Below are 26915 nucleotides of genomic sequence, written 5' to 3'. Positions count from 1 at the left end.
AAAAAAACGTTGCGCCCCCAAACGGGAAAATGCGGACACAACAAAAAACAACAAACAAAAACCACCAAACACACTATTGAGTTCTCAAACAACAGCCCCGAACTGACCGCGCACAGATCCCGCGGCGAAAAGCCGCGATCGCTGGTGCGGGCAGATGAGGACTCTCACCGAAGTGAGTGACCCTCAGGGAGTCGGCCGCGCTCTCCGGGCTGGGCCCGTGTCGCAGCGACTCCGATAAGTTACGTCAGGGATAACTCCGAGTCAAATGGCCTGCTAGGGCGTGTCTTTCGGACCATCCCAGCGCGCGCACCACAAGGGTGCGTTGACTCTCGAAAGGCTCAACGTGCCGGCCCCCGGGTTTGTTCCCGGGCCGCGCACAACCCTGTGACCAGCGGATTCAGCCCGACTCCTCATCCGACGCGTTGAACACCGGCGACGTTCCGCTTGCCGCGACGCAGTACCAGCCACCGGCCGTGCAGGAAGTCCGACGGCTGCGGAACCCACTCGTCTGTGGCGATCTTCACGTTGTTCACCGACACCCCGCCCTCGGCGATGGTCCGCCGGGCGGCGCCCTTACTCGCCACCAGACCGGTGGCGACCAGCAGCTCGGTGATCGAATCCGCAGCGCCCGGACCGATTTCGGCGACTTCTCCGCTGCTCGCCTCCCGCAGCGCCGCCGCGAGAGTGGGCTCGTCGAGGTCGGCCAGCTCCGCGCGGCCGAACAACGCCTGGCTCGCGTGTTCGACAGATGCGGTTGCCTCGTCACCGTGGACGAGGGTCGTCAGTTCGCGGGCCAGCCGCCGTTGAGCCGCGCGTTCGTGCGGTCGCTCGGCGGTGGCCGTCTCGAGTTCGGCGATGTCCTCGGCGGACAGGAAGGTGAACCACCGCAGGTAGGGGACGACGTCCGCGTCGGCGGTGTTGATGAAGTACTGGTACCAGGCGTAGGGACTGGTCATCTCGGGGTCCAACCACAGGCTGCCGCCGCCGGTGGACTTCCCGAACTTCTTGCCCTCCGAGTCCGTGACCAGCGGTGTGGTCAGTGCATGCACGCCGGCGCCGGTCTTCTGCCGCACCAACCGGACGCCGGCGATGATGTTGCCCCACTGATCGGATCCGCCGATCTGCAGGGTGCATCCGTGCCGCTGGTGCAGTTCGACGTAGTCGTTGGCCTGCAGCAGCATGTAACTGAACTCGGTGTAGGAGATGCCGTCCCCCTCGAGCCTGCGCCGCACGGTGTCGCGGTCGAGCATGACGTTGACCGAGAAATGCTTTCCGACGTCGCGCAGGAACTCGATGGCCGACATCGGTCCGGTCCAGGACAGGTTGTCGGCGATGACGGCACCGGTCTCTGAGGAGTCGAAGTCGACGAAGCGCTCCAGCTGACCGCGGATCCGGTCCGCCCACTCGGCGACCGTGTCGGCGGTGTGCAGCGTGCGTTCGCCGACGTCGCGGGGGTCGCCGATCATGCCGGTCGCACCGCCGGCCAGGACGATCGGCCGATGGCCGGCCTGCTGGAAACGCCGCAGCGTGAGCAGCGGGATCAGATGCCCGGCGTGCAGGCTCGGCGCCGTGGGGTCGAATCCCGAGTAGACGGTGACGGGGCCTGCCGTCAGAGCGTCGGCCAGTGCGTCGCGGTCGGTCGACTGGGCGATCAGTCCGCGCCAGTCCAGTTCGTCGAGGATGTTGCTGCCCACGTCATCGATCTTCCCGTACTAGTCACTGTGGCCCGGAGCGGGTGCCCGCGGGCTACGCCGGTAGGGCGAGACCTCGGGCCGGCCCGGCACCCAGAACCGCCACGGCCGGTCTGCCGCCTTGCTCACCCCGGTCCGCGGACCGGCCGACGCGCTTCCAGGTGCCCTCAGTGAAAGCCGCACGGAGGCAACGGGATCGAACAGGTCGGTGCCGTTGTCGGTCATCTCGATGCCCAGCGCCGCGCACAGATTGCCCGGTCCGCGGGCCAGCGTCGACTCCTCGACGTGCTCTCCACGCCTGGTCCACGCCACATCGACGCCGTCGTCGATCACCGCGGCGCGTAGCAGCACGGCGCCCGCGACGCCGTCGGTGGCGCACACCACGTTGGCGCACACGTGGATGCCGTGACTGCGGTAGGTGTACAGGTGGCCGGCCGGCCCGAACATCACCGTGTTGCGTCCGCCCGGCCCGCGGAACGAGTGCGACGCCGCATCGGGCCACGGTCCGTCGGCCGGACCGCCGTACGCCTCCACCTCGACGATCACCGCACTCACCCCGCGGGCCGTCAGTCGCGCGCCCAGCAGCAGGCGGGCGGCGCTGACGGGGTCGACGGCCAGCTGTTCGGCGCTCACGTCAGCGTCCGAACACGTCGCGTAGTGCCTCGGCGACGACCCGGTAGGCAATGTCTTCCTCGGGGTGGACGCCGGGGAAGAAGTAGAACCCGTGCGGCATGCCCTCGGGGAAGTAGTCGACGGTGCGTCCGCCGGCTGCCCGGATCCGGTCGGCGAACGCCCGCGCGGAATCGACGATCGGATCATGGGTGCCCGCGACGACGACGGTGAGCGGGTAGCCGGCGAGATCACCGTCGATGGGGCTGACCCACGGATGGTCCCACCGTTGCGTGCCGACGTACGCGCCGCGGATGAAGCCGGCGAAGGCCATGTCGTAGACGATGCCGCGCGGAGCCAGCGCCAGGAACGACGGCCAGCGTTCGAACTGGAAGTCGGCGAAGGCGCCGAGCATCACGACGCAGTCGGGGACGCGCACCCCCTCGTCGCGGGCCCGCAGCGGGATCGCGGCCGCGAAGTTCGAGCCGGCCGAGTCGCCCGCCACAACCACGTGAGTCGGATCGCCGTCGAGTTCGGCGGCGTGTTCGGTCACCCAGCGGTAGACGTCGAAGGCGTCATCGAGCGGCACCGGAAACATGAACTCGGGGGCGGAGCGGTAGTTGGCCGAGACCACCAGCGCGTCGTTGGTGTCCGCGAGCTTGCGTGCGAGGAAGTCGCAGTCCTCCGACGATCCGACGGTGAATCCGCCACCGTGGTAGTAGACGATCACCGGTAGCGGCGTCTCCCCCGACCCGATGGGCCGATAGAGCTGGCATCGCGCGACCCCGTCGCGCACCGGGAGGTAGACCTGGTCGACGGCGACGCCGGGTACGGCTTCGGCGCCGGACGCCGGGACCAGCGCAGGGTCGGGTTGCCGCCCGTCACCGATGTAGCCGGACCGCACCGGCGCGATCATCAGATCGCGCAACGCCACGGGACTGCGGTTGTTGGCGATCACCCGGTACATCGGCATTGCGGGGTCGCCGGGATCGACGTACGACAGGCCGTCGATCGTGACCGGCGCGGTGACGTCGACCGAGCCGGCAGGAACGACCCGCAGCGAATCTCGCACCACGGCGACATCCTACGGACGCTCTTGACACGCTCTCCCCCGCGGCGCACTATTCATCACATGATGAGTTCATCGCTTGATGAATTAGCGGAGATGCGGACGGACGCGGCGATCGAGATCGGCGACCTGCGTGTTCGCCGCGGCGGACGCACCGCGCTGGACGGCGTGTCGCTGCGGGTGGCGCGCGGCGCCATCACCGGACTGCTCGGTCCGTCGGGGTGCGGCAAGACCACCTTGATGCGCAGCATCGTCGGCACCCAGATCGTCGACGCCGGCTCGGTGACCGTGCTCGGCCTGCCCGCGGGCTGCGCCGAGCTGCGGCACCGCGTCGGCTACGTCACCCAGAACCCGACGATCTATCCGGATCTGCGGGTCGTCGACAATGTGCGCTACTTCGCCGCGCTGTACGGCAGCGACAAGCACGACGTCGACGACGCCGTGGCGGCCGTCGGTCTCGACGACCTCCGCCGGTCCGTGGCCGGCAACCTGTCCGGTGGCCAGCGGACCAGGGTGTCCCTGGCCTGCGCGCTGGTCGCGCAGCCTGAGGTGCTCGTCCTCGACGAGCCGACCGTCGGTCTCGACCCCGTGCTGCGGGCCGACCTGTGGGACCGGTTCGGCGCGCTCGCGCGGCGCGGGACGACGCTGCTGATCTCCAGTCACGTGATGGACGAGGCCGACCACTGCGAGGACCTCCTTCTCATGCGCGACGGCAGGCTCCTGGCCCACACCACACCGACCCGACTTCGAGAGGACACCGCATGTCAGTCATTGGACGAGGCGTTCCTGTCCATCATCCGGCGCGGCACCGCAGCCGCACCGGCCTGAGCGCGGCCAGCCCCCGTGCTTTCGCCGCGACGACGGTGCGCATCCTGCGCCAGCTCGCCGCCGATCACCGCAGCGTCGCGATGATCCTGTTGGTGCCCAGCCTGATCATCGCGCTGATGTACTTCATGTTCGACGACATCCCGACCCGACCGGGCGTGCCGTCCCCGTTCGACAACGCCTGCCTGGTCATGCTCGGCGTCTTCCCTCTCATCGTGATGTTCCTGATCACCTCGATCACCATGCAGCGCGAACGCGTCTCCGGGACGCTCGAGCGGATCCTGACCACTCCGCTGCGCCGCCTCGATCTGCTGGCCGCCTACGGCACGGCGTTCTCCCTCGCGGCCGCCGCGCAGGCGAGCTTGGCGTGCGTGGTGTCGTTCTGGCTGCTCGGCCTCGACACCGCAGGCAATCCGGCGTGGGTGTTCGTGATCGCGATCATCAACGCCGTGCTCGGCGTCGGGCTCGGCCTGCTGTGCAGCGCGTTCGCCCGCACCGAATTCCAGGCCGTGCAGTTCATGCCGCTGATCATCGCGCCCCAGCTGCTGCTGTGCGGCATCATCGTGCCGCGCGAGCAGCTGCCCGACTGGCTCCAGTGGATCAGCAACGCGATGCCGGCCAGTTACGCTCTGGAGGCACTCCGGCAGGTCGGCGCCCACGCCGAGCTGACATCGCTGGCCGTGCGGGACGGGGCGATCGTCGCCGGCTTCGCGGTGGTGGCGCTCGGTCTGGCCGCGGCGACATTGAGACGAAGGACACCGTAGGCGACGTGACGACCGACCAGGACCGCAAACGCCCGGGGCGGCCACCCGGCACCTCGGACACCCGCGACCGCATCCTGGTCGCTGCCCGGGACCTGTTCGCGCGCAACGGCTTCGACAACACTTCGATCCGGGCCATCGGCGCCGCTGCCGACGTGGATCCCGCTCTGGTGCATCACTACTTCGGCACCAAGACGAAGTTGTTCGCCGACGCCATCCACATCCCGATCGACCCGATGACGGTCCTCGGGCCGCTGCGCGAGGTGCCGGTCGACCAGATCGGCCACGTGCTCCCATCGCTGCTGCTGCCGATCTGGGATTCCGAACTCGGCAAGGGCTTCATCGCGACGATGCGCTCGATGCTGGCCGGCAGCGACGTGTCGATGGTCAGATCGTTCCTGCAGGACGTCATCACCGCCGAAGTCGGTGCGCGCGTGGACGATCCGCCGGGCAGCGGCCCTATCCGGGTGCAGTTCGTAGCATCTCAGCTGGTCGGGATCGTGATGGCCCGCTACATTCTCGAATTGGAGCCGTTCAAGTCCCTGCCCGTCGAGCAGATCGCCGAAACGATCGCGCCGAATCTGCAGCGGTACCTGACCGGTGACCTGCCCGGGCTTCTCTAGGCCGGGCCCGCGGCGGCGACCAGGCGCCGGTGCTCGTCATCGTCGACGGTGACCGCCTCGTCGACCAGCAGCACCGGGATGTCGTCCTCGATGCGGTACTTGCGGTGCAGCCGCGGGTTGTACAGGCAGTCGTCGACGTAGAGCAGCGGTCCCCGATCTTCGGGGCACACCAGCAGCGAGAGCAGGGCTCCGTCGAGCGTCATCCCGTCCGGCCGGGCATCGGGAAGATGTTGTCGTCGGGATCCTTGATCATCGGGTTCCCCGGACCCCAGCCCGGGCCCATCGGCGCCTGCACGATGCCGGGCGTCGCCGGCGGAGCGACCGCGGGCTGCTGGACCTGGTTGGCCGCCTGCATCTTCATCTTCTGCTGGGTGGCGAGCGTCGCCTGGAGTGCCGCGACCAGGGGTCCCTGGTTCGGCCGCTTGTCGAGCGCGTCCGCCAGCGCGGCGATGTTGGCGCGCGAGGGCCGGACGCCTTGCATGCGCAGCGTCATGACCGAGTCGATCAGTTTGGAGACCTGACCGCCACCCGAGCCGGTGTTGTACTGCTCGTTGATCATCATCAGGATCTGGTCGGGCGAGACCGGCGGCTTCTGGCCGTCGGTCGACGGTGCGGCGACCGGATCAGCCAGCGCTGCCGGTGCCGACAGCCCCGCCGCGAGACCTCCGACCAGCGCGGCACCTGCCACGGCAGTCGCGGTGGCGCGGCGCCAGTTGCGTGGTGACATCAATCCTCCTAGGAGTCGCCAGCGCGAGCCTAACAGTGCGGCTCACGCCGGGCATCACTACCGATTTCCTGCGATCTCGCTGCGCACGGCAGTGGTCAACCGCTTGTACCGATGGGTATCGGCGTCCCGGTACCAGGCGTTACGGGATGCCTTCGGGATGCCCTCGGCCTGCAACGGGCCTGCCAGCGGACGGTAGGTGGCGGTCAGCGTCATCTCGTTGACCACGTGCACGATGTCGGGGGCGACGCCGACGGGCAGGTCGGCCAGCGCCTCCGACAGATCGGCCGACGGGACACTGCCGCCCGGGCGCAGGGCCAGCGCGGTGACCGCGAGGGTCCCGGAGCCGGCGGGCACGGCGTAGGTGAGGGCCATGTCCACCGCGCCCAGCTGACCGACCGCGTCGTTGACCGTGGCCGCAAACACCGGGCCTCGGGCGGTGTGGATCACTGCGGCGCGGTTGTCGACGAGCCAGTAGTCGCCGTCCTCGTCCCGACGGAACAGGTACTCCGTGGACACCCAGGTGTCGGCGGGCGCGAACACACCGCGTTTGACCGATGCCAGTGGGTCGACCGGGCCGCGCGGGTGGGCGAGCAGTACCCCGACCTCGTTGGTCTCGGCGCGGCGGACGAATCCGCGGTCGTCCTCGAGGATCAGGTTGTCCTCGGGATCGTAGGCGGCCAACGCGATCTCGCCGCCGCCCGGCAGCGGTCGGCCCTTGCTGCCCCTCTTCGCGCCGGCGACGTTGGCCAGCACCGCCTGCCCGTCGGTGGTGGCGAAGAACTCCACCACCGTGGCCGGCTCGAAGATCTCGACGACCCGCTTCCACAGCCCCACCGGCATGCCCGAACCGATGAACACGCGCACCGGGTGGCTGCCCGTCAGCGAGAAGGCCGGATCGTCGATGACCTCCCGCAGCATCGCCCATGTGTAGGACACCACCGTCACGCCGTACTGCCGGATCTCCTGCAGGAATCGGTCGGGCCGCAGCTCGCGGGACAGCGCGATGCGGGCACCGGCCACCACGGCCCCGCCCAGGCTGACGAGCAGACCCGACTGATGGTGCAGCGGGGTCAGGCAGTACACGGTGTCGTTTCGGCTCAGGTTCGCCGCCGACGCGGTTCCGAACGCCGACAGCGCCCACCGGTAGTTGCTGATCTGGCGCGCGACGAGTTCGCCGCTGATGGTGCTGAACGCGACGAACGCGACGTCCCGCGCCAGGCCGGGGTTCGGCCGGTACCAGCCGGGCAGGTCGACGCGGTCGGGGTCGATCTTCTCCATGTCGACCACGTCGGCGTCCTCGGGCAGGTGCAGGTCGCGCGATTCGCCGCCGCCGAGCACCAGCACGCGCGTGTTGAGCGCGCGCGCGGCCTCGAGACTGCCGGGGTCGGTGATGATCTCGGTGACCCCGCCCAGCCGCGCCGCCTCGGCGAGGTCGGAGTCCGGGGGCATCAGCACCGCGACGGCGCCCAGCCGCGACAGCGCCGCGATCGCGACGAGCGCGCTGGGCCGGGTCTCCATCAAAAGGCCCACCCGGGCCCCCTGCCGCACGCCGACGTCGATCAGCCCCCGCACGACGTTGTTGATCCGGCGGTCGACCGCCTCGTAGGTGTGCACCCGGCCGTCGAACAGCAGCGCCTCACCCTGGGGGGCGTCGCGCGCCTGCTCACTCATGATGCGGCCCAACGAGATCCGCGTGTGGTCGTTGACCTGGCCCAGACGCGCGAGCCGAGGCAGGGTGCGGGCGGTCTCGACCGCCAGGGTGCGCGCCGACCTGTTCGCCGAGACCAGCGCTCCTGCCGCGGACTTGGCGAGGGTGAACGCCATCTCGGTGGCGGCCGTCGCGCCGTGCGCCAGCCGCGACGTCAGGGAAACGCCGCTCTCGCTCGGCTCCGCGGGCCGCAGCGGCATCGGTGTGACACCCTCGGGCATCTGCCCGCCACCGTCGAGCCAGCGCACCCACTGCGCGACGGTCGGCCAGGTCTGGCTGGAGGCTTTCGAACCCACTACCAGACCGAAATGCCCTGCGCGGATCAGGAATTCGTAGACATCCGCCTTCGGAGCGGCCCGCTTGATGCCGCGCACCGATGCCGGCTGCCCGATGTCGTCGACCTCGCCGATGACCGCGAGCACCGGGCAGTCGATGTCGGAGAGCGTCACCAGATCGCCGTGGACGGAGAAGCCGCCGGTCATCATCCGGTTGTGGGCGACGAACTGTTTGAGCAGTTCGGAGATCGCCGGACCCGACCACGCGATCCAGCCCTCGGACGCCAGGAACCGGCGCTGCTGCTCGCGCGGCAGCAACGCCTCCCGGTCGTGCAGCTGGCGCAGGAACTCCAGCCGCGACTGGGCAGTCTTGATCGGGTCGAGCATCTGGAAACCGGTGCGCGCCATCCAGCCCGGGATGTCGATCCGGTTGAAGACGTGGTCGGCCATGAAGTCGGCCGCGACCGGGGCCAGGCTCGCGGGCAGGTTCATCGGCAGCGCTGCGAGCGTGTCCACCGGCGACCCGAACGCGATGATGCTGGCGAGGTCCTTCGACCGCCGGTACGCCGCGGACTGGTAGGCGAACATGCCGCCCTGCGAGTACCCGGCCAGGTGCACGTCCCGTCCCGTCACCGCCTTGACGGTGTCGACCGCTTCGCTGAGCGCGACGACGTGGTCGGCGAGGTTGCGCTGCATGCCGCCCTCGATCTTGTCGGGCGAGCCGAAGTCGATGACCCACGGGTCGACGCCGGCGCGGTGCAGGATGCCGACCGCGCCGTCCTGACGCGTGACGTCCCACATGTCGGCCGACATCATCATCGGGTGCACCATCAGCACGGGCGGACCCGCCGGCTTGGCGCCGGGCCGGGTGTCGGGCGGGAAGTAGCGACGCAGCCGGTACATCGGAACGCTCTCGATGATCTGGAACGGCGACGGCACCGAGCCGGTTTCCAGCCCGCCGTAGCGCAGCACCTCGAGACCGTTCTGAGCGGTGGCGACCAGCCGGCCCACCGGTCTGGTTATCGCCGACAGATCCACCAACGCGCGCTCCCCTATCGCTGACCCCGCATCGCCTCGTCCCCCGACTGCAGAGGTCATCATGGCACAGGACCCGCCTATCATCGGCGGCTGATGGCAAACCTGATCAACCTGGAAAAGGCGACCGTGGGCTACGGCACCCGCACGTTGCTCGACGGCGTCAGCCTCGGCGTCGCCGACGGCGACGCGATCGGCGTGGTGGGCCGCAACGGCGACGGCAAGACCACCCTGCTGAAGGTGCTGACCGGTACGCAGGCGCCGGATTCCGGACGTGCCACCCACACGTCCGGCCTCTCGGTGGGATATCTGCGGCAGTCCGACGACTTCACGCCCAGCGAAACGGTGCGGGACGTGATCGTCGGCGGCCGGCCCGACCACATCTGGGCCGCCGAGCCCGACACCCGCGCGGTGGTCGAGCATCTGCTCGCCGGGGTGCACCTCGACGCCGGAGCGGCGGCGCTGTCCGGTGGCGAGCGGCGCCGTGTCGCGCTGGCCGAGGTGCTGCTGGGCGGCCACGACGTGCTCGTGCTCGACGAACCCACCAACCACCTCGACGTGGAGGTGATCGGCTGGCTGGCCGGGCATCTGAGCGCGCGCCCGGCGCGGGCGCTGGTGGTGGTCAGCCATGACCGCTGGTTCCTCGACGCCGTGTGCACCAGCACCTGGGAGGTGCACGACGGCGTCGTCGACGCGTACGACGGCGGCTATGCGGCGTTCGTGCTGGCCCGTGCCGAGCGGATGCGGACGGCCGCGGGCACCGAGGCGCGGCGGAGAAATTTGATGCGCAAGGAACTCGCGTGGCTGCGGCGCGGCCCGCCGGCAAGGACGTCGAAGCCGAAGTTCCGCATCCAGGCGGCCAACGACCTGATCGCCAACGAGCCGCTTGGCCTCCAGCTCCCAGGCCGAGCGCAGGCTGCCGACGACGNACCCCCCCCGCCGATTTCAGCAGTCGGGCGAGGTGCATCAGGTTCCACGTCATGAACGTGGTGTTGCGATTCGTGAAGTCGTTCTCCGGTCCGCCGGAGCCGGGGTCGAGGTACGACGGCCCGGGACCGGCCTCGCCGATCCACCCGGCATCGGCCTGCGGGGGGGTGGTGTAGCCGATGTGCTGCAGCGTGTACAGCACATTCTGGGCGCGCGCATCGGACTGGTCGGCGTCAACGGCACCGGGAAGACGTCGGTGCTGCGGCTGCTGGCCGGTGAGATGTCACCGACCTCGGGCAGGATCAAGCGCGGCGTGACACTGCGGATCGGCTACCTGAGTCAGGCCCTTGCCGAAATCGACGGATCCGCCCGCGTGCTGGATGCCGTCGAAAACCGGCGTCGGGTCACCGAACTGGCCGAGGGCCGGGAAGTCACCGCCGACACACTGCTCAAGGACTTCGGATTCACCGGGGACAAACTGACCACCCGGCTCAGTGAGCTCTCCGGCGGGGAACGCCGGCGGCTGCAGTTCCTGCGACTGCTGCTCGACGAACCGAACGTGCTGCTGCTCGACGAGCCGACCAACGATCTCGACATCGAGACCCTGACGGTCATCGAGGACTATCTCGACGGCTGGCCCGGCACGCTGATCGTCGTCACGCACGACCGCTATTTCCTCGAACGCGTCAGCGACGTCACCTACGCGCTGACCGGCGGCGGGCGGTGCGAGCTGTTGCCCGGCGGTATCGAGCAGTATCTGGCGGGCCGAGCGGCAGCAGCGCCGCCGGAACCGGTCCGGGCGGAAGCCAAGAGCGTTGAGTCCGCGGCGGCCAGGGATCGCCGCACGGGCAAGGAGATGGCGCGCATCGAGAACCAGCTCGCCAAACTCGACGACCGCATCGCCGCGCTGCACGAGTCGATGGCCGACGCCGCCGCTGACCATGTGCGCGCCGGCGAGCTCAACGCCGAGCTCGGTGAACTGCTGTCCCGCAAGCAGTCCCTGGAGGAGGACTGGCTGACGCTGGCCGAGGATGCCGGATGACCTACCTCCGGCAGCTCGGCGGGCTGTACCTGCGGTACTGGCCGCAGCTGGCCGCCTGCTACCTGCTGGGCCTGCTCGGGCGCCGCGGTGCGATCGAGTGGGCGGCGTGGGCGGGTCACGACAACGACCTGTGGGCGTCATTGATCATGCCGCTGGCCGGTATCGCCCGGCTCGGGTCATATGTCGCGATGTTCCTGGTGCTGCGGCACGGTGTTCCCGTCCTGGCCGCGCTCCCGCGGCGCCCGCTGCGCCAGATCGACCTGTTCGCGACGGTGATCGTGCCGTTCTTCGCGATCTATCTGGCCTGGCAGATGTTTCGCGAGGACTGGTTGGCGTTCGAGTCGCGGGCACTGGACTACCGCATCGGCGAGGCCATGACGACGCCGGGAGTGACCGAGTTGCATCCCGATGCGCTGCCGGTGACCCCGACCACCTGGTTGGTCATCGGGGTGGCGCTGGCGGCGCGCTACGCGCTGAGCTGGTTGGGCGACAAGCTGCCCCGCTGGTTCCTGGCCGTGCGGGTCTACGTCGACGCGCTGTGGGTGTTCCTGGTGCTCACCTTGTCCGTCAACCACGGCGTGACGATCCTGCTCAACCCCGCCGGCTGGCTCGCCGAACGTCGGATCGTGTTGTGGTTCAACGACTCCCGCGAAGCGTTGTTCGCCCACGTCCAGCCCCTGGAGGCTGCCTGGGATGCGGTGATGTGGGCCGTGGGCACGGTGTTCGGCGGTGCGGCGGTGCCTCTGATCTGGCTGGCCGTGGCGGGCATCGTCTACGGCGTGACCGCGGGCGCGGACTGGCGTGCCACGGCCCGCCAGCTCGCCCGGGAGCGGGCGGCCACGCTGCCGGCGCGGCACGCCGAGCGCAGCCGGCGGGTGCAGGCCGGGTGGAAGCGTCTGCCGGGCAAGGTCCGTCGTGAACTCGGCGACTACGCCGGGTCCCAACTCGGCAAGTTCGCGCCGATCGCCGACTCCGCGCGACTGCTCCTGCACGGTGGCGTGCTCGCGCTGTCGCTGTACGTGCTCGGCTACCTCGTGCTGGCATGGCTCGACATGTCGGGCAGTTTCTACCGCGCACAGCTGGGGTCCGGCACCTTGTTCCGCGGAATGGCCTGGGTGTTGGGACCGCACCCGCAGACGTTCTGGGACGGCGTGTACGACACGCTCACGCTGGCGTCCCACCTGATCGTCGAGCCGATGAGGATCTGCCTGATCGCCGTCACGCTCGGCTACTGCCTGCTTCGGCTGCCCGCCGCGGCTACAGCTCCAGCCGAACCAGGATCGCCGACGCCGACCCGGTGATGTCGAGCGCCGTCGGAACGGCGTCACCGGGGATCAGGAAGATCCACTGCTGGGGGCCGGGCGTCGCGCAGTTGGATCCGGCGCCGCCGGCGGCGCGGACGCCGTACGTGGGCGGGGATTCGCCCCGCCAGCGTCGCTGCCCGTCGGTCAGGACCCCCATGCACCACTGCCCCGGCTGCCCGGGTCCGGTCCGCTCGACGGTCACCGTCATCATCACCGCGCCGTCCGGCAGCGGCCGCGTCCCGGGACCGACGGCACTGCCCAGGTGCCGGACGGCCGAGATCGACCAGGTCTGGCCGGCGACCGTCGCCTCGCCGCCCGCGGGGACGACATGCTGCGGGTGCACGCTGTCGCGGTAGGACAGCCATGCCGGTCCCAGGTCGGTGACGGTCGCCACCGTCAGCGCCGCGGCGACGATGCCGCCGGCGATGGCATTGCGCTGCCAGAGGCGCAGCGGACGGCGGATCACACCGCCGCCTCGACCGGTGCGACGGTCAGCGGGCCGTCGGCAGGAGGCCCGTCGGGCTCGGGGATGGACACCACCAGCCGGGAGTCGAGCCTGCCGTCGCCCGCCCAGACCCGCAGTGTCAGCGGAGCGCGGCGCTCGAGCAGGTCGGGCGCGACGTCGAAGATCCAGGACCCGCGCTGGTCGATGCCTGGCACGAGTTCACGGCCGAGCCCTGTCAGCGTGAACCGGTCGGAGGGTGCGTAGGTGTTGGGCCCGACCAGGAGCTCGGCCCGAGGTTGGGCGAAGCTGGTCCTGGCCGCTATGCGGGCGTCGACGACGACCCACGTGCCGACCGCCGGGACAACGGGCCGGCGAGCCACACGCACCGAAGGAGCGGTCCGCGCGCCTGTCACCGTCAGGTCCAGGTCGCGACCGCTGACCTGCTCGCCCGCGTCGCCCGTGACGTCGAAAGGCCCCTCCACCTCCATCAGGTCGGGCAGCTGGTGCCACATCCACGAACCGGCCGCGATGACGACGATCGTGAGCAGGACGGACAGCGCCCTGCGCCGACGGCCGGCGGTCATGCCGGACCTCCCACGGGGACGACCACCTGGCCGTACTCGGTGCGGCTGTCGACCCACTGCTCGCCGTAGGTGACCATCCCCTGCGTGAACTGTTTGCGCCACACTCGCAGTGTCACCGAATCCCCTTCGGTGACAGCATCTTCGGGGATCTGCCAGATGAACCCGAGCTGCTGCTGCAGGCCGGGACCCAACGTGATCACCCGGGTGCCGTCGGTCAGGTCCATCGCGGCGACGAACTCGCTGCCGGGCTGATCGCGCAGGTCCAGCTCGCGGGCGAGCGACCACGGGATGGTCCCGTCGTTGCGAATCGTGGCGACGACACCGAGATAGCGGCGCCCCGGCACCGACGGAGCCACCAGCCGGGCGCCGGCCCGTAGCTCGGGGACCACCCGCGCTCGGTCGACGGTCACCGTGAAACCGCCGTCGTCGAACTCCTCACCGGGTGCGAACGCCGTCACGGCGGGGTCCACCGTGTCCAGGCCGCCGAAGAGTCCGGTGACCGCCAGGATCACGACCAGGCCGGCCTGCCACCAGTGCCGCACCCGCCGCTCCGCGAGCCAGTGCCGCACGCGGGCGCGCAGACCCCCCTGCCGGCCGTCCATATCGCTGGATGTTAGCGGGGCCCCTCGCGGAGTCGCGCCCTGAGCGAGTCCGCGGTCTCCCGCACCGCGCCAAGTTGCCGGGCCACCTGGACCGGTGCGGTGCCACCGCGCGCGTCCCGGGAGTTCACCGAGCCCTCCACGGTGAGCACCTCGCGGACCTGGGGGCCGAGCTCGGGATGAATGGCAGCCAGTTCGGCGTCCTCCAGGTCCTCGAGACCCACTCCCCGAGCCTCGGCGGCCCGCACCGCCGCACCCGCGGCCTCGTGGGCGATCCGGAACGGAACCCCGCGGCGCACCAGCCATTCGGCGACATCGGTGGCCAGGGTGTAGCCCAGCGGGGCCAGCGCGGCCATCCGGTCCTCGTCGAAACTCAACGTCCCGACCAGACCCGCCATTGCCGGAAGCAGCAGCTCGAGCTGCGCGACCGAGTCGAAGACGGGTTCCTTGTCCTCCTGCAGGTCGCGGTTGTACGCCAGCGGCTGGGCCTTCAGCGTGGCCAACAGACCGGTGAGGTTGCCGATCAACCGGCCCGCCTTGCCGCGGGCGAGCTCGGCGATGTCGGGATTCTTCTTCTGCGGCATGATCGAGCTTCCGGTCGACCACGCGTCGTGCAGCCGCACGTAACCGAATTCGGTGGTGCTCCACAGGATGATGTCCTCGGCCAGCCGGGACAGGTCCACCCCGATCAGCCCGAAGACGAACGCCGCCTCGGCGGCGAAGTCGCGCGCGGCGGTCGCGTCGATCGAATTGTCCGCCGCGGCTGTGAAACCCAGCTCCTCGGCGATCGCGTCCGGGTCCAGGCCCAGCGACGACCCGGCCAGTGCGCCCGAGCCGTAGGGCGACACCGCGGCGCGCCTGTCGACGTCGGTGAGCCGGTCCACGTCGCGCAGCAGCGGGTGCGCGTGGGCCAGCAGGTGGTGCGCCAGCAGGACCGGCTGGGCCGACTGCAGATGCGTCTTGCCGGGCATGATCGTGGTGGGGTGGGCGGCGGCCTGCGTCGCCAGCGCCGCCACCACCTCGAGGACGCCGTCGGCGACCCGGCGGATCGCGTCGCGCAACCACAGCCGAAACAGGGTGGCCACCTGATCGTTTCGCGATCGGCCGGCCCGCAGCCGGCCCCCGAGGTCGGCACCGACCCGGTCGATCAGCCCACGCTCGAGCGCCCCGTGCACGTCCTCGTCGGTGACGATCGGCCCGAAGCTGCCGTCGGCGACGTCGGCGCCGAGACTGTCCAGACCCGCCAGCAGCCCGTCGCGTTGCTCCTCGGTGAGCAGACCTGCGCGGTGCAGCACCCGCACGTGCGCCTTCGAGGCGACGACGTCATACGGCGCGAGCACCCAGTCGAAATGCGTCGACTTGCTCAGTGCGGCCAGCGCATCCGAGGGGCCGTCGGCGAACCGGCCGCCCCACAACGAACCCTCGTTAGTGCTCACTTGATGCCGAGGTCCCGGCGCGCCGACAGGCTCGACGACAACCCGTGCACGTGCACGAAGCCCTTGGCGGAGGACTGGTCGAACGTGTCGCCCTCGTCGTAGGTGGCGAGGTTGAAGTCGTAGAGAGATTCCTGGCTGCGCCTGCCGTTGACCGCGATGTGGCCGCCGTGCAGCACGAGCCTGATCTCGCCGGACACGTGCTGCTGGGTCTGGGCGACGAACGCCTCCAGGGCCGTCTTCAGCGGCGAGTACCAGAGCCCGTCGTAGACGAGTTCGCCCCACTTCTGGTCGGTGCCGCGCTTGAACCGGCCGAGTTCGCGCTCCAGCGTCACGTGCTCGAGCTCGGTGTGGGCGGTGATGAGCACCATCGCGCCGGGTGCCTCGTAGATCTCGCGGCTCTTGATGCCGACGAGGCGGTCCTCGACGACGTCGAGCCGGCCGACGCCCTGAGCGCCCGCGCGGGCGTTGAGCTGCTCGATGGCCTGCAGGACGGTCACCGGTTGGCCGTCGATGCTCACCGGAACACCCTTGTCGAACCCGACGATCACCTCGTCGGGACTGCTCCAGTTGACCGTGGGGTCCTCGGTGTAGTCGTACACGTCCTTGGTGGGGGCGTTCCAGAGGTGTTCCAGGAAGCCGGTTTCCACCGCACGTCCCCACACGTTCTGGTCGATGGAGAACGGCGAGCGCTTGGTGACGTTGATCGGGATGGCGTTCTCCTCGGCGAACGCGATCGCCTTCTCGCGGGTCCAGGCGTAGTCGCGCACCGGGGCGAGCACCTCGAGATCGGGTGCCAGCGAGGCGAACCCGACCTCGAAGCGAACCTGGTCGTTGCCCTTGCCGGTGCAGCCGTGCGCGACGATGCCGCCACCGTGCTCGCGGGCCGCGTCGACGAGGTGTTTGACGATCAGCGGCCGGCTCAGCGCGGACACCAGCGGGTAGCGGTCCATGTAGAGGGCGTTGGACTGGATCGCGGGCAGGCAGTACTGCTCGGCGAACTCGTCGCGCGCGTCGACGACGACGGCCTCGACGGCGCCACAGTCCAGTGCGCGCTGACGCACCACCTCCATGTCCTCGCCGCCCTGCCCGAGGTCGATCGCCACGGCGACCACTTCGCGACCGGTCTCCTTGCCGATCCAGCTGATCGCCACCGAGGTGTCCAGACCGCCGGAATACGCGAGGATGACGCGCTCGGACATAGATAACTCCTTACTCGTGGGGGTATTTCAGGCTTTGGCGAGGTTCTCGACGGCGGCGGCGAGCTCGGCGCCGGTCATCGGTTCGCGGGCGATGACGAAGATCGTGTCGTCGCCGGCGATGGTGCCGACGACGTACGGTAGCGCCGCCCGGTCGATGGCACTCGCCAGGTAGTGGGCGGCGCCGGGGGGTGTGCGCAGCACCGCGAGGTTGGCGCTGGCGTCGGTCGACACCAGGAGGTCGCCGAGCAGACGCGACACCCGTTCGGTGCCTCCGGTGACGCCGCGCACCGGGCTGCCGTCCTCGGGAACGACGTAGACGCCGACGCCGCCGTCGGCGCCGCGCAGTTTGACCGCGCCGAGCTCCTCGAGATCGCGCGACAGCGTGGCCTGCGTGACGTCGATGCCCTCGCCGGCCAGGAGCGCGGCGAGCTCGGTCTGGCTGTGCACCGACTGCGCGGACAGCAGCGCGACGATCCGCGCCTGCCGGCCCGCGCGCGTCGTCGCGGCGGTCACTGCTCGGCTCCCACTCGCTCAGGTCCGCGCTCCGCTGCGATCCTCACTCGCGGTCGCCGTCGCGTCGTCACGAGTGCTCCAGCAGCCACACCAGCAGCGCCTTCTGGGCGTGCAGCCGGTTCTCGGCCTCGTCCCACACCGCGCTACGCGGACCGTCGATCACCTCATCGGTGATCTCGTGCCCCCGATGGGCCGGAAGGCAGTGCAGCACAACGGCTTCTGAGTCCGCGCGGGCCAACAGTGCCGAGTTCAGCTGGAACGGCCGGAACGGCCGCACCCGATCGAGACCGTCGTTCTCCTGCCCCATCGATGTCCAGGTGTCGGTGACCAGGACGTCGGCGCCGTCGGCGGCCGCGTCCGGGTCGTCGGTCAGTCTCACCGTCGCCCCGGTCTGGTGGCCCCGCGTCTCGGCAGCGGCGACGAACATCGGGTGCGGTTCGAACCCGCGGGGCGCGGCGATGGTGACATGCACCCCGGCGGTGACCCCGCCCAGCATCAGCGAGTGCGCCATGTTGTTGGCGCCGTCGCCGAAGTAGCTCAGCCGCAACCCTTTCAGTCCGCCTTTCCATTCGGCGAGGGTCTGCAGGTCGGCGAGCACCTGGCACGGGTGGAACTCGTCGGAGAGCGCGTTGACGATCGGGACGGAGGCACCGCTCGCCATCGCGGCGAGCCGCTCCTGAGCGAAGGTGCGCCACACGATCGCGTCGACGTAGCGGGACAGCACCGCGCCGGTGTCCTCCAGCGTTTCCTCGCGGCCGAGCTGCGTGCTGCGCCCGTCGACGACCACCGCGTGGCCGCCCAGCTGGGCGATGCCCATCTCGAACGAGAACCGGGTTCTGGTGGAGTTCTTCTCGAAGATCACCGCGACGCCGCGCGGACCCTCCAGCGGTCGCCGCGCGAAGGGGTTGCGCTTCAGTTCGGCGGCGAGCGCCAGCACCTCGGCCTGCTCCTCGGGGCTCAGGTCGTCGTCGCGCAGGAAGTGCCGCGTCATGACCGGGCCGCCGTGTCGAGGATGGCCGGCAACGCGCCGATGAAGGCGTGCACCTGCTCGTCGGTGATCACCAGCGGCGGTGCCAACCGGACGATGTCCGGGGCGGCGGCGTTGACGAGGAAGCCGGCGTCGCGCGCGGCGACCTCGACCGGCTTGGCGGCTTCGGCGGTGAGCACGATGCCGCGCAGCAGGCCGCGGCCGCGGACATGGTCGACGAGGGGGTGGCTCAGCGCCTCGATCCCGTGGCTGAGCGTCTTGCCCAGCACGTCGGCGCGTTCGATCAGGCCGTCGTCTGCGAGCACCTGCAGCACGGCCAACGCCGCCGCGGTGCACACCGGGTTCCCGCCGAAGGTGCTGCCGTGCAGGCCCGGAGTGAGCAGATCGGCCGCCTCCCCGATCGCCAGACACGCGCCGATGGGCAACCCGCCGCCGAGGCCCTTGGCGAGGGTGACGATGTCGGGGGTGATGCCGTCGTGCTGATGGGCGTAGAAGGCGCCGGTGCGGCCGACACCCGTCTGCACCTCGTCGAGGACCAGCAGGGCGCCGTGCTGTGCGGTGATCTCCCGCGCGGCGACCAGGTAGCCGGCGGGCGGGACCACGACACCGCCCTCCCCCATGATCGGTTCGAGGAACACCGCGGCGGTCTCCGAATTGACAGCGCGCGCAAGTTCTTCGATGTCCCCGTAGGGCACGTGGGTGACATGGCCGGGCAGCGGCTCGAAGGGGGCCTGCTTGGCGGGTTGGCCGGTCAGCGCCAGCGATCCCATCGTGCGGCCGTGGAAAGCGTTCTGCGCGGCAACGAGTTTCGTGCGGCCGGTCAGGCGGGTGATCTTGAACGCGACCTCGTTGGCCTCGGTGCCGGAGTTGCAGAAGAACACCCGGGCCGGCGCACCGAGGTGGCCGACGAGGGCTTCGGCCAATGCGACGCCGGGTTCGGTGGCGTACAGGTTCGAGGTGTGCCCGAGCGTGCTCATCTGACGGTGCACAGCCTCGATCACCGCGGGGTGGCGGTGGCCCAGCACGTTGACCGCGATGCCGCCCAGCAGGTCCACGTAGGACTTCCCGTCGACGTCGGTGACCACCGCACCGTCACCGCCGGCCAGCGCCAGTGGCGGGGTGCCGTAGTTGTTCATCATGACCGCCGACCAGCGGTCCAGCAGCGTGCGGCTCATCGACGCACCACCTTGGTCCCGGCGCCCTCGTCGGTGAACAACTCGGCCAGCACGCAGTGCTCGACGCGGCCGTCGATCACGTGCGCGCTCGGCACTCCGCCGTTGATCGCCCGCAGGCAGGCCTCGATCTTGGGCACCATGCCCTCCTCCAGCGTGGGAAGCAGTTGTGTCAATGCGCCCGAGTCGATCTCGCTGACCAGGGAGCCGCGGTCAGGCCAGTTGGTGTACAGGCCCTCGACATCGGTGAGCATCAGCAGCTTCTCGGCACCGAGCGCTTCGGCCAGCGCGGCCGCTGCGGTGTCGGCGTTGATGTTGTACACCAGGCCCTCGATGTCCGGCGCGATCGTGGAGACCACCGGGATGCGGCCCGCGCCGATCAGGTCGCGCACGGCGTCGGTGTTGACCCGTTCCACGTCGCCGACCAGACCGATGTCGGTGGCCACCCCGTCGACCAGCACGGTGCGGCGTACGGCCGTGAACAGGTGTGCGTCCTCGCCGGTGATGCCCACCGCGTACGGACCGTGGGCGTTGATGAGGTTCACCAGTTCGCGGCCCACCTGACCGAACAGCACCATCCGGGCGATGTCGAGCACCTCGGGGGTCGTCACGCGGAAACCGCCCTTGAAGTCACCGGCGATGCCGAGTTTCTTCAGCATCGCGCTGATCTGCGGACCCCCGCCGTGCACCACGACCGGATGGATGCCGCAGTTGCGCAGGAACACCATGTCCGCCGCGAACGCCGCCTTGAGGGTGTCGTCGGTCATCGCGTTGCCGCCGTACTTGACCACGACGATCTTGCCGTGCAGCTCCTTCAGCCAGGGCAGCGCACCGGCGAGCACCTGCGCCTTCAGCGGCGTCGCGACGCTCATGAGCTGTACGCCGAGTTCTCTTCGACGTACGCGTGCGACAGGTCGGTGGTGCGGATCGACGCCGACGCCGGGCCGACGCCGAGGTCGACGGTGACCGCGATGTCGTCACCGGACAGGTCCACCTCCCGGGCTCCCGGTGCACCGACACTGTCGATACACACCGGGAAACCGTTGAACGAGACGGTGATCCGTTCGGCGTCCAGCGGCACCGGCGCCATCCCGACGGCGGCGAGCACCCGGCCCCAGTTGGCGTCCGAACCGAACAGCGCGGTCTTGACCAGACTGTCGCGGGCGATCACCCGGGCGGCGGTGACCGCGTCGTCCTCGGTCGCGGCGCCGGTCACGGTCACGGTGATCCGCTTGGTGACGCCCTCGGCGTCGGCCTGCAACTGAGCAGAAAGGTCATCGCAGACCGCGAGCACCGCCGCGTCGAGCTCGTCCTGGCTGGGCGTGATCTCACTGGCGCCCGACGACAGCAGCAGCACGGTGTCGTTGGTCGAGCAGCTGCCGTCGACGTCGAGCCGATCGAACGTCGCCGACGCCGCGCGGCGCAGCGCCCGCTCCAGGGCCGCCGAGTCGGCGACGGCGTCGGTGGTGATCACACACAGCATGGTGGCCAGCGACGGCGCCAGCATGCCCGCGCCCTTGGCCATCCCGCCGACCGTCCAGCGGTCCTGATGATGCAGCGCAACCTGTTTGGGCACGGTGTCGGTGGTCATGATGGCGCGGGCCGCCTCCTCGCCGCCGGTGAGGCCGCCGGCCATCTCGCGGACGATCTCACCGACGCCGGCGAGCACCTTGTCCATCGGGAGCCGATCACCGATGAGCCCGGTCGAGCACACCGCGACCTCGATCGCACCGGTCTCGGTGCCCCAGTCCGACAGGGCGGTGGCGACCGCCTCGGCGGTGGCGTGGGCGTCCTGGAATCCGAGCGGTCCGGTGCAGGCGTTGGCGCCGCCGGAGTTGAGGATGACCGCGCGCAGCCTGCCAGTGGTCAGCACCTGTTGCGACCACAGCACCGGAGCGGCCTTGACCTTGTTGCGGGTGAACACGCCGGCGGCGGCGTGGTCGGGCCCCTCGTTGAACACCAGCGCCAGGTCGAGCGCCCCGGAAGCCTTGATGCCGGCCGAAATTCCCGTCGCGCGGAAGCCCGCCGGCGCGGTCACCCCCTGGGTGCGCAGCAGCCGCATCTGGTCGGACAGCTCGGTCACGGCGCCACCCCCACGGTCGTCAATCCTTCGGTCTCCGTCCATCCCAGCGCGAGGTTCATCGACTGCACGGCCGCGCCCGCGGTGCCCTTCACCAGGTTGTCGATCGCGGCGACCGCGACGAAGGTCTGCGCGTCCTCGTCCACGGCGATCGCCAACTGGGCGGCGTTGCTCCCGATCACGGCCCCGGTTTTCGGCAACTGTCCCTCGGGCAGCAGGTAGACGAACGGTTCTGCGTCATAGGCCTTTTCGTAGGCCGCGCGCAACTCGGACACCGACGCCCCGGTGCGCGCCGTGCAGGTGGCGAGGATCCCTCGCGAGGTCGGGATCAGCACCGGGGTGAACGACACGGTGACATCGCCCTCGGCCACTGCTGCCAGGCCCTGCGCGATCTCCGGGGTGTGCCGGTGCTTTCCGCCGATGTTGTAGGCGCGGGCCGAACCGATCACCTCGGCGCCCAGCAGGTCGACCTTGGCCGCCCGGCCCGCCCCGGATGTCCCGCTGACCGCGACGACGGTGACGGCCGGCTCGATCAGGCCGGACGCCACCGCGGGCCACAGCGCCAGCAGCGCGGCGGTCGGATAGCAGCCCGGCACGGCGATCCGGGTGGCGCCGCGGAGCCGGTCGCGGGCGCCGGGCAGCTCGGGCAGCCCGTACGGCCAGCTGCCGGCGTGCTCGGAGCCGTAGAACCGCTCCCACGCGGCGGCGTCGGTGAGCCGGAAATCGGCGCCGCAGTCCACGATCACGGTGTCAGGGCCGAGCTGATCGGCCATCGCCGCGGAATGGCCGTGCGGCAGGGCGAGAAACACGACGTCATGGCCGGCCAGGACGTCGAGCTCGGTCGGTTCGAGCACCCGGTCGGCCAGCGGCAACAGGTGGGGGTGATGCTCAGCGAGGGCGGTGCCTGCACTCGCGGCCGCGGTCAGCGCGCCGATGGTCAGCCTGCCATCGGCCACGGCGGGGTGACCGAGCAGCAATCGCAGGATCTCCCCGCCGGCATACCCACTGGCTCCGGCCACCGCGACGGACGTCATGATCAGATCCTTGCATCATTATGCAGCGACATGCAAATCCATTATGGGTGGTCGGCAGAGGACGGAGGCGGCACCAGCAGCAGCCACACCACGGTGGCCAACGCGATGGACGTCGCCTGCACGCAGACCGCGAACGCGACGTATTCGTGCCACACCGCCGCCACACCGCACCCGATCCGGTTCGCGGCGACCAGCATGGAGAAGGCCAGCAGTTCGGCCAGGCACAGCATCAGCACGGTCAGCACCGGAGCCGCGTACTGCCCGGGCGTGTGCAGCGCCCGGTTGCGACGCAGCACGTTCATCTCCAGGCCCAGGGTGATGAGCAGCAGCGGTATCACCTGGACCATCTGCGCGAAGAAGTCGGTGGCGATCTCGTCGGCGCAGTCCCCGGCAATGCTGATCACGTCGAACCACAGCGCGGTCGCGGTCTGCACGACGAGCGTCCCCGTCACCAACGGCACGATCCATCCGTTGGCCGCCGCGCCGGCTCGCGTGCTGGTGGTGTCCAGCGCCCCGACCAGCACCAGCCCCATGGCCACCGCGAAGAACGCCGAGCCGACGAGCTTGACCCCCAGCGACAGCCCCAGGACCGCGGTCACCACGTGCACGGCCACCAGAAGCGCCGCGCCCGCCGCCCACCAACTGCGCAGCAGCACCGGCAGGAACTCCCGCGGCCCGAGCGCCGACGCCGGATCGACGCGGCGCATGATCCGCCATTTCAGGACGGCGGCGGCAAGCACCAGCAGGCAGTCGACCAGAAACACGATGCCGTGATGGAAACCCGGTCCGTGCCCGGTCAGCACCGAGACGAACTCGACGACGTCGTCGCTGTAGGTCAACCCCAGCACCATCAGGAACACGGCCGTCACCGCACTGCGGTTGACGACCGCTTCCGACGTCGTGACCTGCTCGGTCATGGGCGTCATCCTCGCACCGAGGCGACGGTCAGCGGCGTTGTTCGGCGCCGACCCGCTCGGCGGCCACGCGCACCGCGGCGTCGCGGGCACTGCTGGCCTCGTCCTCGGTGAGGGTCCGGTCGGGAGCGCGGAAGCGCAGGGCCAGCGCCAGCGATTTGCGGCCTTCGCCGATCTGCGGGCCCGTGTAGACATCGAAGAGCCGGACGTCTTCGAGCAGTGCGCCGGCGCCGTGCCGGACCGCGTCCACCACGCTCTGGGCGGAGACGCCGTCGTCGACGACCAGCGCGACGTCCTGGAAGACGGCCGGGAAGGGCGAGACCGCAGGCGCCGGCAGCAGTTCGACCAGCGGCACCGCGTCGAGATCCAACTCGACCGCACAGGTGCCCTTCGGCAGGCCGGAGCGCTCGATGACCGCCGGGTGGAGCTGGCCGGCGTGGCCCACGACGGTGTCGCCGATGCGCACCTCGGCGCAGCGGCCGGGGTGCCACGGCAGCCGCTCGGCGGCGTGCAGCGTGACATCCACACCGGCGGCCCGACCGATGACCCGCACCGCCTCGAAGGCGTCGGCGGGCTCGACCGGCCGGCCCGGGCCCCACGGACCGGCGGGTTCGCGCAGTCCGGTGAGCACCGCGGCCACATGCTGAGGCTGCCGGGGCAGGGAGGCGTCCAGGACGGCGATCTCGTCGTCGGTCGGGCGCCGGTCGTTCGGGATCCGCTCGATCGCGCGGGTCTGGCTCGTCGGTTCTACCACCTGCGCGATCGCGAACAGCGCCGTATCGGTGGCACCGCGAGAGACGTTGCGCAGCAACGCTTCCAACAGTCCGGGCAGCAGCGTGGTGGCCAGCGCGGGCCGGTCGGATTCGAGGGGGTTGAGCACATGGGCGGTGCGGCGACGCGGATCGTCGCCCGGCAGACCCCACTGGTCGAAGATCCCCGCGGGCAGGAACGGGGTGGGCAGGATCTCGACGAATCCGCTGAGCGCCAGCGCCTTCCCGATCGCCCGGCGCCGCTTCTGGACCGCGGTCAGTCCACGGCCGGCCGGCGCGGCGGGCAGCACCGAGGGGATCAGGTCCAGCCCCTCGAGGCGCATGACCTCCTCCACCAGATCAGCAGGCTGCCGCAGGTCCGGCCGCCAACTGGGCGGCACGGCCGTGAGGCGGTCGCCCTCGACCGTCACGCGTGCGCCGATCTGGGTCAGCCGCTTCTGCGCCGCCCCCTGCGGGTACGCCACCCCGGCCGTCCGGTCGGGCAGATCGACGGGCATGCTCACCGGCGCCGGTGACCAGTCCTGCCGCGGCGGATCGCCGCGCCAATCGGTGAGGGTGGGTTCTACTGTGCCGCCGGCGATCTCGGCCAGCAACGCCGCGCAGCGGTCGAGCGCGGCGACGGAGATCGCCGGGTCGACCGTACGTTCGTAGCGACGGCCCGCCTCGCTGTACAGACGCAGGCGGCGCTGCGTGCGTGACACCGCCGCCGGATCCCAGACCGCGGCCTCGAGCAGGACGTCGGTGGTGCTGGCGCGCACCTCGGTGGTGCCCGCGCCCATCACGCCGCCGATGGCGGCCGTGGCGACGTCGTCGACGATCAGCACGTCGGCCGGGTCGAGGCGGCGCTCGACGTCGTCGAGCGTGACCACGGTCTCCCCCGGTTCGGCGAACCGGACCCGGAAGCCACCGGTGATCAGGCTGCTGTCATGGGCATGCATGGGGTGGCCCAGTTCGAGCATCACGTAGTTGGTGACGTCGACCGCCGGCGAGATCGCCCGGATCCCACTGAGCAGCAGACGGCGCTGTAACCACCACGGCGACACCGCGTCCGGGTCGATGCCGGTCACCGGACGCAGGCCGAAGCGCTGCACGCCCGCCGCGGGATCGATCGATACCGGCCACGCCTCCCCCTCGACGGGCAGCGGCTCGATGTCGGCGGGGTCGACGTAGTCGAGGTCGTAGGCGTTGGCGATCTCGCGCGCCATGCCGCGCACCGACAGGCAGTAGCCGCGGTCCGGGGTGATCGCCAGATGGAACACCACGTCGTCGAGACCGAGCACCTCCTGCGCGGCGGCGCCCGGCTCCGCGGTGCCCGGTGCGAGCACCAGGATGCCCGCGTGGTCGGTGCCGAGGTTGAGCTCCGAGGACGAGCAGATCATGCCGTCGGAGGTGCGTCCGTAGGTCTTGCGCTGGGCGATGGTGAAGTCGCCGGGCAGCACGGTGCCGGGCAGCGCGACCACGACGAGGTCGCCGACGGCGAAGTTGGTTGCCCCGCAGACGATGTCACGAGGCTCGGCTTCGCCGACGTCGACCTTGACCGCACGGATCGGTTTCTTGAATTCGGTGAGCTCCTCGATGGCGGCCACCCGTCCGACGGTCAGCGGTCCGCTGACCGGGCCCACCGGGATGATCTCCTCGACCTCGTGGCCGATGCGGATCAGTGTCTGCTCGAGCTCGTCGGGCGACACGTCCCAGCCCGGAGCGCCGGCCTTCACCACATCACGCAGCCAGCTGTACGGAAGGCGCATCAGGCTCCCACCCCGAACGGCAGCGAGAAACGCACGTCGCCTTCGACCATGTCACGCATGTCGGGAATGCCGTTGCGGAACTGCAGGGTGCGTTCCAGCCCCATGCCGAACGCGAAACCCGAGTACTCCTGCGGATCGATGCCGCATGCGCGCAACACATTCGGGTTCACCATCCCGCAGCCGCCCCACTCGACCCAACCGGGGCCACCCTTCTTGTTCGGGAACCAGATGTCGACCTCCGCCGAGGGCTCGGTGAACGGGAAGAAGTGCGGCCGGAACCGGGTCCGTCCCTGCGGTCCGAACTCGGCGCGGGCGAACGCGTCGAGGGTGCCCCGCAGGTTGGCCATGGTCAGGCCCTTGTCGACGGCGAGGCCTTCGACCTGGTGGAAGACCGGGGTGTGGGTGGCGTCGAGTTCGTCGGTGCGGAACGTGCGCCCGATCGAGACGATGTACACCGGCAGCTCGCGCTCCAGCAGGGCGCGGATCTGCACCGGCGAGGTGTGCGTGCGCAGCACCTGCCGGGATCCCTCGGGGGCGACGTGAAAGGTGTCCTGCTCGCTGCGGGCCGGATGGTCGGGCGGGAAGTTCAGCGCGTCGAAGTTGAACTGTTCGGTCTCGACCTCGGGTCCCTCGGCAAGTTCCCAGCCCATTGCCACGAATGTGTCGGCGACGTGCTCGGCCAGGATCGTGATCGGATGCCGGGCGCCGACGGGCTGCCGCGTCGAGGGCAGGGTGACGTCGATGCGCTCGGCGACGAGGACCGCGGCGTCGCGTTCGGCACGCAGCGCGGCCAGCCGCTCGCGAGTCACCGGCGAGGTAACGCACCGCGAAACCCTG

Annotated in this window: 25 protein-coding genes and 3 pseudogenes; 7 read left to right on the top strand and 21 right to left on the bottom strand. The window is 70.2% G+C overall.

Features of this window, described 5'->3' with window-relative positions; translation table 11 throughout:
* The coding region (locus MCHUDSM44219_RS30585; protein ID WP_236695294.1) for a hypothetical protein at positions 1 to 180 on the top strand (180 nt) is incomplete at its 5' end.
* 230 nt (positions 181 to 410) lie between these two features.
* Here MCHUDSM44219_RS30585 and tyrS read toward each other — a convergent pair.
* Genes tyrS through MCHUDSM44219_RS30580 form a run of 3 tightly spaced genes read right to left on the bottom strand, consistent with a single transcriptional unit; the run spans position 411 to position 3375 of the window.
* Positions 411 to 1694 (bottom strand): tyrosine--tRNA ligase, encoded by a 1284-nt coding sequence (tyrS, locus tag MCHUDSM44219_RS00125; protein WP_048416194.1) that lies wholly within the window; start codon positions 1692 to 1694, stop codon positions 411 to 413.
* An 18-nt stretch (positions 1695 to 1712) separates the two neighbouring features.
* On the bottom strand, positions 1713 to 2324 hold the full coding sequence (locus tag MCHUDSM44219_RS00120) for a DNA-3-methyladenine glycosylase (RefSeq protein WP_048416193.1): 612 nt from the start codon (positions 2322 to 2324) through the stop codon (positions 1713 to 1715).
* 1 nt (position 2325) lies between these two features.
* A complete protein-coding gene (locus MCHUDSM44219_RS30580) occupies positions 2326 to 3375 on the bottom strand; it encodes an alpha/beta hydrolase (protein ID WP_048416192.1) in 1050 nt (349 codons plus the stop codon).
* Positions 3376 to 3432: 57 nt separating this feature from the next.
* On the opposite strand from MCHUDSM44219_RS30580, the gene MCHUDSM44219_RS00110 reads away from it, so the two are divergent.
* Genes MCHUDSM44219_RS00110 through MCHUDSM44219_RS00100 form a run of 3 tightly spaced genes read left to right on the top strand, consistent with a single transcriptional unit; the run spans position 3433 to position 5578 of the window.
* A complete protein-coding gene (locus MCHUDSM44219_RS00110; RefSeq protein WP_048416191.1) occupies positions 3433 to 4197 on the top strand; it encodes an ABC transporter ATP-binding protein in 765 nt (254 codons plus the stop codon).
* Entirely contained in the window at positions 4131 to 4958 is an 828-nt protein-coding gene (locus tag MCHUDSM44219_RS00105; protein ID WP_048416190.1) for an ABC transporter permease, read from the top strand. The genes MCHUDSM44219_RS00110 and MCHUDSM44219_RS00105 overlap by 67 nt, the downstream gene beginning before the upstream one ends.
* A 5-nt stretch (positions 4959 to 4963) precedes the next feature.
* Complete coding sequence (locus MCHUDSM44219_RS00100) at positions 4964 to 5578, top strand: TetR/AcrR family transcriptional regulator (protein WP_048416189.1); 615 nt, start codon at positions 4964 to 4966, stop codon at positions 5576 to 5578.
* Here MCHUDSM44219_RS00100 and MCHUDSM44219_RS00095 read toward each other — a convergent pair.
* From MCHUDSM44219_RS00095 to MCHUDSM44219_RS00085, 3 genes are read right to left on the bottom strand one after another with little or no spacing between them, the layout of a single operon-like run.
* Positions 5575 to 5781 (bottom strand): Trm112 family protein, encoded by a 207-nt coding sequence (locus MCHUDSM44219_RS00095; RefSeq protein WP_048416188.1) that lies wholly within the window; start codon positions 5779 to 5781, stop codon positions 5575 to 5577. The genes MCHUDSM44219_RS00100 and MCHUDSM44219_RS00095 overlap by 4 nt on opposite strands.
* Positions 5778 to 6305, bottom strand: coding sequence for a hypothetical protein (locus tag MCHUDSM44219_RS00090; protein WP_048416187.1), 528 nt, complete (start codon positions 6303 to 6305; stop codon positions 5778 to 5780). Before MCHUDSM44219_RS00090 ends, MCHUDSM44219_RS00095 begins: the two co-directional genes overlap by 4 nt.
* A 57-nt stretch (positions 6306 to 6362) precedes the next feature.
* Positions 6363 to 9326, bottom strand: coding sequence for an acyl-CoA synthetase (locus MCHUDSM44219_RS00085; RefSeq protein ID WP_048416186.1), 2964 nt, complete (start codon positions 9324 to 9326; stop codon positions 6363 to 6365).
* 93 nt (positions 9327 to 9419) lie between these two features.
* On the opposite strand from MCHUDSM44219_RS00085, the pseudogene MCHUDSM44219_RS30575 reads away from it, so the two are divergent.
* Positions 9420 to 10251, top strand: a pseudogene (locus MCHUDSM44219_RS30575) (ATP-binding cassette domain-containing protein); the annotation flags it as partial.
* A 1-nt stretch (position 10252) separates the two neighbouring features.
* On the opposite strand, the pseudogene MCHUDSM44219_RS31645 reads toward MCHUDSM44219_RS30575, so the two are convergent.
* Positions 10253 to 10524 (bottom strand): annotated as a pseudogene (locus MCHUDSM44219_RS31645) (flavodoxin family protein); the annotation flags it as partial.
* Here MCHUDSM44219_RS31645 and MCHUDSM44219_RS30570 point away from each other — a divergent pair.
* Both MCHUDSM44219_RS30570 and MCHUDSM44219_RS00075 read left to right on the top strand, forming a co-directional pair.
* Positions 10459 to 11292, top strand: a pseudogene (locus tag MCHUDSM44219_RS30570) (ABC transporter C-terminal domain-containing protein); the annotation flags it as partial. The pseudogenes MCHUDSM44219_RS31645 and MCHUDSM44219_RS30570 overlap by 66 nt on opposite strands.
* Complete coding sequence (locus tag MCHUDSM44219_RS00075; RefSeq protein WP_048416185.1) at positions 11289 to 12593, top strand: hypothetical protein; 1305 nt, start codon at positions 11289 to 11291, stop codon at positions 12591 to 12593. The pseudogene MCHUDSM44219_RS30570 and the gene MCHUDSM44219_RS00075, both read left to right, overlap by 4 nt.
* Here the strand turns inward: MCHUDSM44219_RS00075 and MCHUDSM44219_RS00070 are convergent.
* From MCHUDSM44219_RS00070 to pheS, 14 genes are all read right to left on the bottom strand, one after another.
* Positions 12550 to 13062 carry a hypothetical protein gene (locus tag MCHUDSM44219_RS00070; RefSeq protein ID WP_048416184.1) on the bottom strand — a complete coding sequence of 171 codons (513 nt, stop codon included), beginning with the start codon at positions 13060 to 13062 and terminating at the stop codon, positions 12550 to 12552. The two genes, MCHUDSM44219_RS00075 and MCHUDSM44219_RS00070, sit on opposite strands and share 44 nt — an antisense overlap.
* The gene (locus MCHUDSM44219_RS00065; protein ID WP_048416183.1) at positions 13059 to 13625 is read right to left on the bottom strand and encodes a hypothetical protein; all 567 of its coding nucleotides are present in this window, start codon (positions 13623 to 13625) and stop codon (positions 13059 to 13061) included. Before MCHUDSM44219_RS00065 ends, MCHUDSM44219_RS00070 begins: the two co-directional genes overlap by 4 nt.
* Positions 13622 to 14227 carry a hypothetical protein gene (locus MCHUDSM44219_RS00060; protein WP_048416182.1) on the bottom strand — a complete coding sequence of 202 codons (606 nt, stop codon included), beginning with the start codon at positions 14225 to 14227 and terminating at the stop codon, positions 13622 to 13624. Before MCHUDSM44219_RS00060 ends, MCHUDSM44219_RS00065 begins: the two co-directional genes overlap by 4 nt.
* Before the next feature lie 11 nt (positions 14228 to 14238).
* On the bottom strand, positions 14239 to 15660 hold the full coding sequence (gene argH / locus MCHUDSM44219_RS00055) for an argininosuccinate lyase (RefSeq protein WP_048416181.1): 1422 nt from the start codon (positions 15658 to 15660) through the stop codon (positions 14239 to 14241).
* Positions 15657 to 16859, bottom strand: a complete 1203-nt coding sequence (locus MCHUDSM44219_RS00050) for an argininosuccinate synthase (protein ID WP_048416180.1) — start codon at positions 16857 to 16859, stop codon at positions 15657 to 15659. The genes argH and MCHUDSM44219_RS00050 overlap by 4 nt, the downstream gene beginning before the upstream one ends.
* A gap of 27 nt (positions 16860 to 16886) precedes the next feature.
* Positions 16887 to 17372, bottom strand: a complete 486-nt coding sequence (locus tag MCHUDSM44219_RS00045) for an arginine repressor (RefSeq protein WP_048416179.1) — start codon at positions 17370 to 17372, stop codon at positions 16887 to 16889.
* A gap of 67 nt (positions 17373 to 17439) precedes the next feature.
* On the bottom strand, positions 17440 to 18363 hold the full coding sequence (argF, locus tag MCHUDSM44219_RS00040) for an ornithine carbamoyltransferase (RefSeq protein WP_048416178.1): 924 nt from the start codon (positions 18361 to 18363) through the stop codon (positions 17440 to 17442).
* Positions 18360 to 19535: an acetylornithine transaminase gene (locus tag MCHUDSM44219_RS00035; RefSeq protein ID WP_048416177.1), complete on the bottom strand. Its 1176-nt coding sequence runs from the start codon at positions 19533 to 19535 to the stop codon at positions 18360 to 18362. Before MCHUDSM44219_RS00035 ends, argF begins: the two co-directional genes overlap by 4 nt.
* On the bottom strand, positions 19532 to 20404 hold the full coding sequence (argB, locus tag MCHUDSM44219_RS00030; protein ID WP_048416176.1) for an acetylglutamate kinase: 873 nt from the start codon (positions 20402 to 20404) through the stop codon (positions 19532 to 19534). The genes MCHUDSM44219_RS00035 and argB overlap by 4 nt, the downstream gene beginning before the upstream one ends.
* Entirely contained in the window at positions 20401 to 21657 is a 1257-nt protein-coding gene (argJ, locus tag MCHUDSM44219_RS00025; protein WP_413783567.1) for a bifunctional glutamate N-acetyltransferase/amino-acid acetyltransferase ArgJ, read from the bottom strand. Before argJ ends, argB begins: the two co-directional genes overlap by 4 nt.
* Positions 21612 to 22646 (bottom strand): N-acetyl-gamma-glutamyl-phosphate reductase, encoded by a 1035-nt coding sequence (argC, locus tag MCHUDSM44219_RS00020; protein ID WP_048416174.1) that lies wholly within the window; start codon positions 22644 to 22646, stop codon positions 21612 to 21614. The genes argJ and argC overlap by 46 nt, the downstream gene beginning before the upstream one ends.
* Positions 22647 to 22687: 41 nt before the next feature.
* The gene (locus MCHUDSM44219_RS00015; protein WP_131722260.1) at positions 22688 to 23563 is read right to left on the bottom strand and encodes a hypothetical protein; all 876 of its coding nucleotides are present in this window, start codon (positions 23561 to 23563) and stop codon (positions 22688 to 22690) included.
* A 28-nt stretch (positions 23564 to 23591) separates the two neighbouring features.
* Positions 23592 to 26078 carry a phenylalanine--tRNA ligase subunit beta gene (pheT, locus tag MCHUDSM44219_RS00010; RefSeq protein WP_048416172.1) on the bottom strand — a complete coding sequence of 829 codons (2487 nt, stop codon included), beginning with the start codon at positions 26076 to 26078 and terminating at the stop codon, positions 23592 to 23594.
* On the bottom strand, positions 26078 to 26915 hold an 838-nt coding region (gene pheS, locus MCHUDSM44219_RS00005), incomplete at its 5' end, for a phenylalanine--tRNA ligase subunit alpha (protein WP_048416195.1). The genes pheS and pheT, both read right to left, overlap by 1 nt.

It is taken from the genome of Mycolicibacterium chubuense, assembly GCF_001044255.1.
Taxonomy (GTDB): Bacteria; Actinomycetota; Actinomycetes; order Mycobacteriales; family Mycobacteriaceae; genus Mycobacterium; species Mycobacterium chubuense.
The sequence above is the reverse complement of the archived record's forward strand: the minus strand, read 5'-3'. Positions and strand labels throughout refer to the sequence as shown.

Coding starts and splice junctions, on each gene's coding strand:
- MCHUDSM44219_RS00110 (WP_048416191.1), top strand. CDS start 3,433: ATGATGAGTTCATCGCTTGATGAATTAGCGGAGATGCGGACGGACGCG.
- MCHUDSM44219_RS00105 (WP_048416190.1), top strand. CDS start 4,131: ATGTCAGTCATTGGACGAGGCGTTCCTGTCCATCATCCGGCGCGGCAC.
- MCHUDSM44219_RS00095 (WP_048416188.1), bottom strand. CDS start 5,781: ATGACGCTCGACGGAGCCCTGCTCTCGCTGCTGGTGTGCCCCGAAGAT.
- MCHUDSM44219_RS00090 (WP_048416187.1), bottom strand. CDS start 6,305: ATGTCACCACGCAACTGGCGCCGCGCCACCGCGACTGCCGTGGCAGGT.
- MCHUDSM44219_RS00075 (WP_048416185.1), top strand. CDS start 11,289: ATGACCTACCTCCGGCAGCTCGGCGGGCTGTACCTGCGGTACTGGCCG.
- MCHUDSM44219_RS00065 (WP_048416183.1), bottom strand. CDS start 13,625: ATGACCGCCGGCCGTCGGCGCAGGGCGCTGTCCGTCCTGCTCACGATC.
- MCHUDSM44219_RS00060 (WP_048416182.1), bottom strand. CDS start 14,227: ATGGACGGCCGGCAGGGGGGTCTGCGCGCCCGCGTGCGGCACTGGCTC.
- MCHUDSM44219_RS00050 (WP_048416180.1), bottom strand. CDS start 16,859: ATGTCCGAGCGCGTCATCCTCGCGTATTCCGGCGGTCTGGACACCTCG.
- argF (WP_048416178.1), bottom strand. CDS start 18,363: ATGACGCGGCACTTCCTGCGCGACGACGACCTGAGCCCCGAGGAGCAG.
- MCHUDSM44219_RS00035 (WP_048416177.1), bottom strand. CDS start 19,535: ATGAGCCGCACGCTGCTGGACCGCTGGTCGGCGGTCATGATGAACAAC.
- argB (WP_048416176.1), bottom strand. CDS start 20,404: ATGAGCGTCGCGACGCCGCTGAAGGCGCAGGTGCTCGCCGGTGCGCTG.
- argJ (WP_413783567.1), bottom strand. CDS start 21,657: ATGGACGGAGACCGAAGGATTGACGACCGTGGGGGTGGCGCCGTGACC.
- argC (WP_048416174.1), bottom strand. CDS start 22,646: ATGACGTCCGTCGCGGTGGCCGGAGCCAGTGGGTATGCCGGCGGGGAG.
- MCHUDSM44219_RS00015 (WP_131722260.1), bottom strand. CDS start 23,563: ATGACCGAGCAGGTCACGACGTCGGAAGCGGTCGTCAACCGCAGTGCG.
- pheT (WP_048416172.1), bottom strand. CDS start 26,078: ATGCGCCTTCCGTACAGCTGGCTGCGTGATGTGGTGAAGGCCGGCGCT.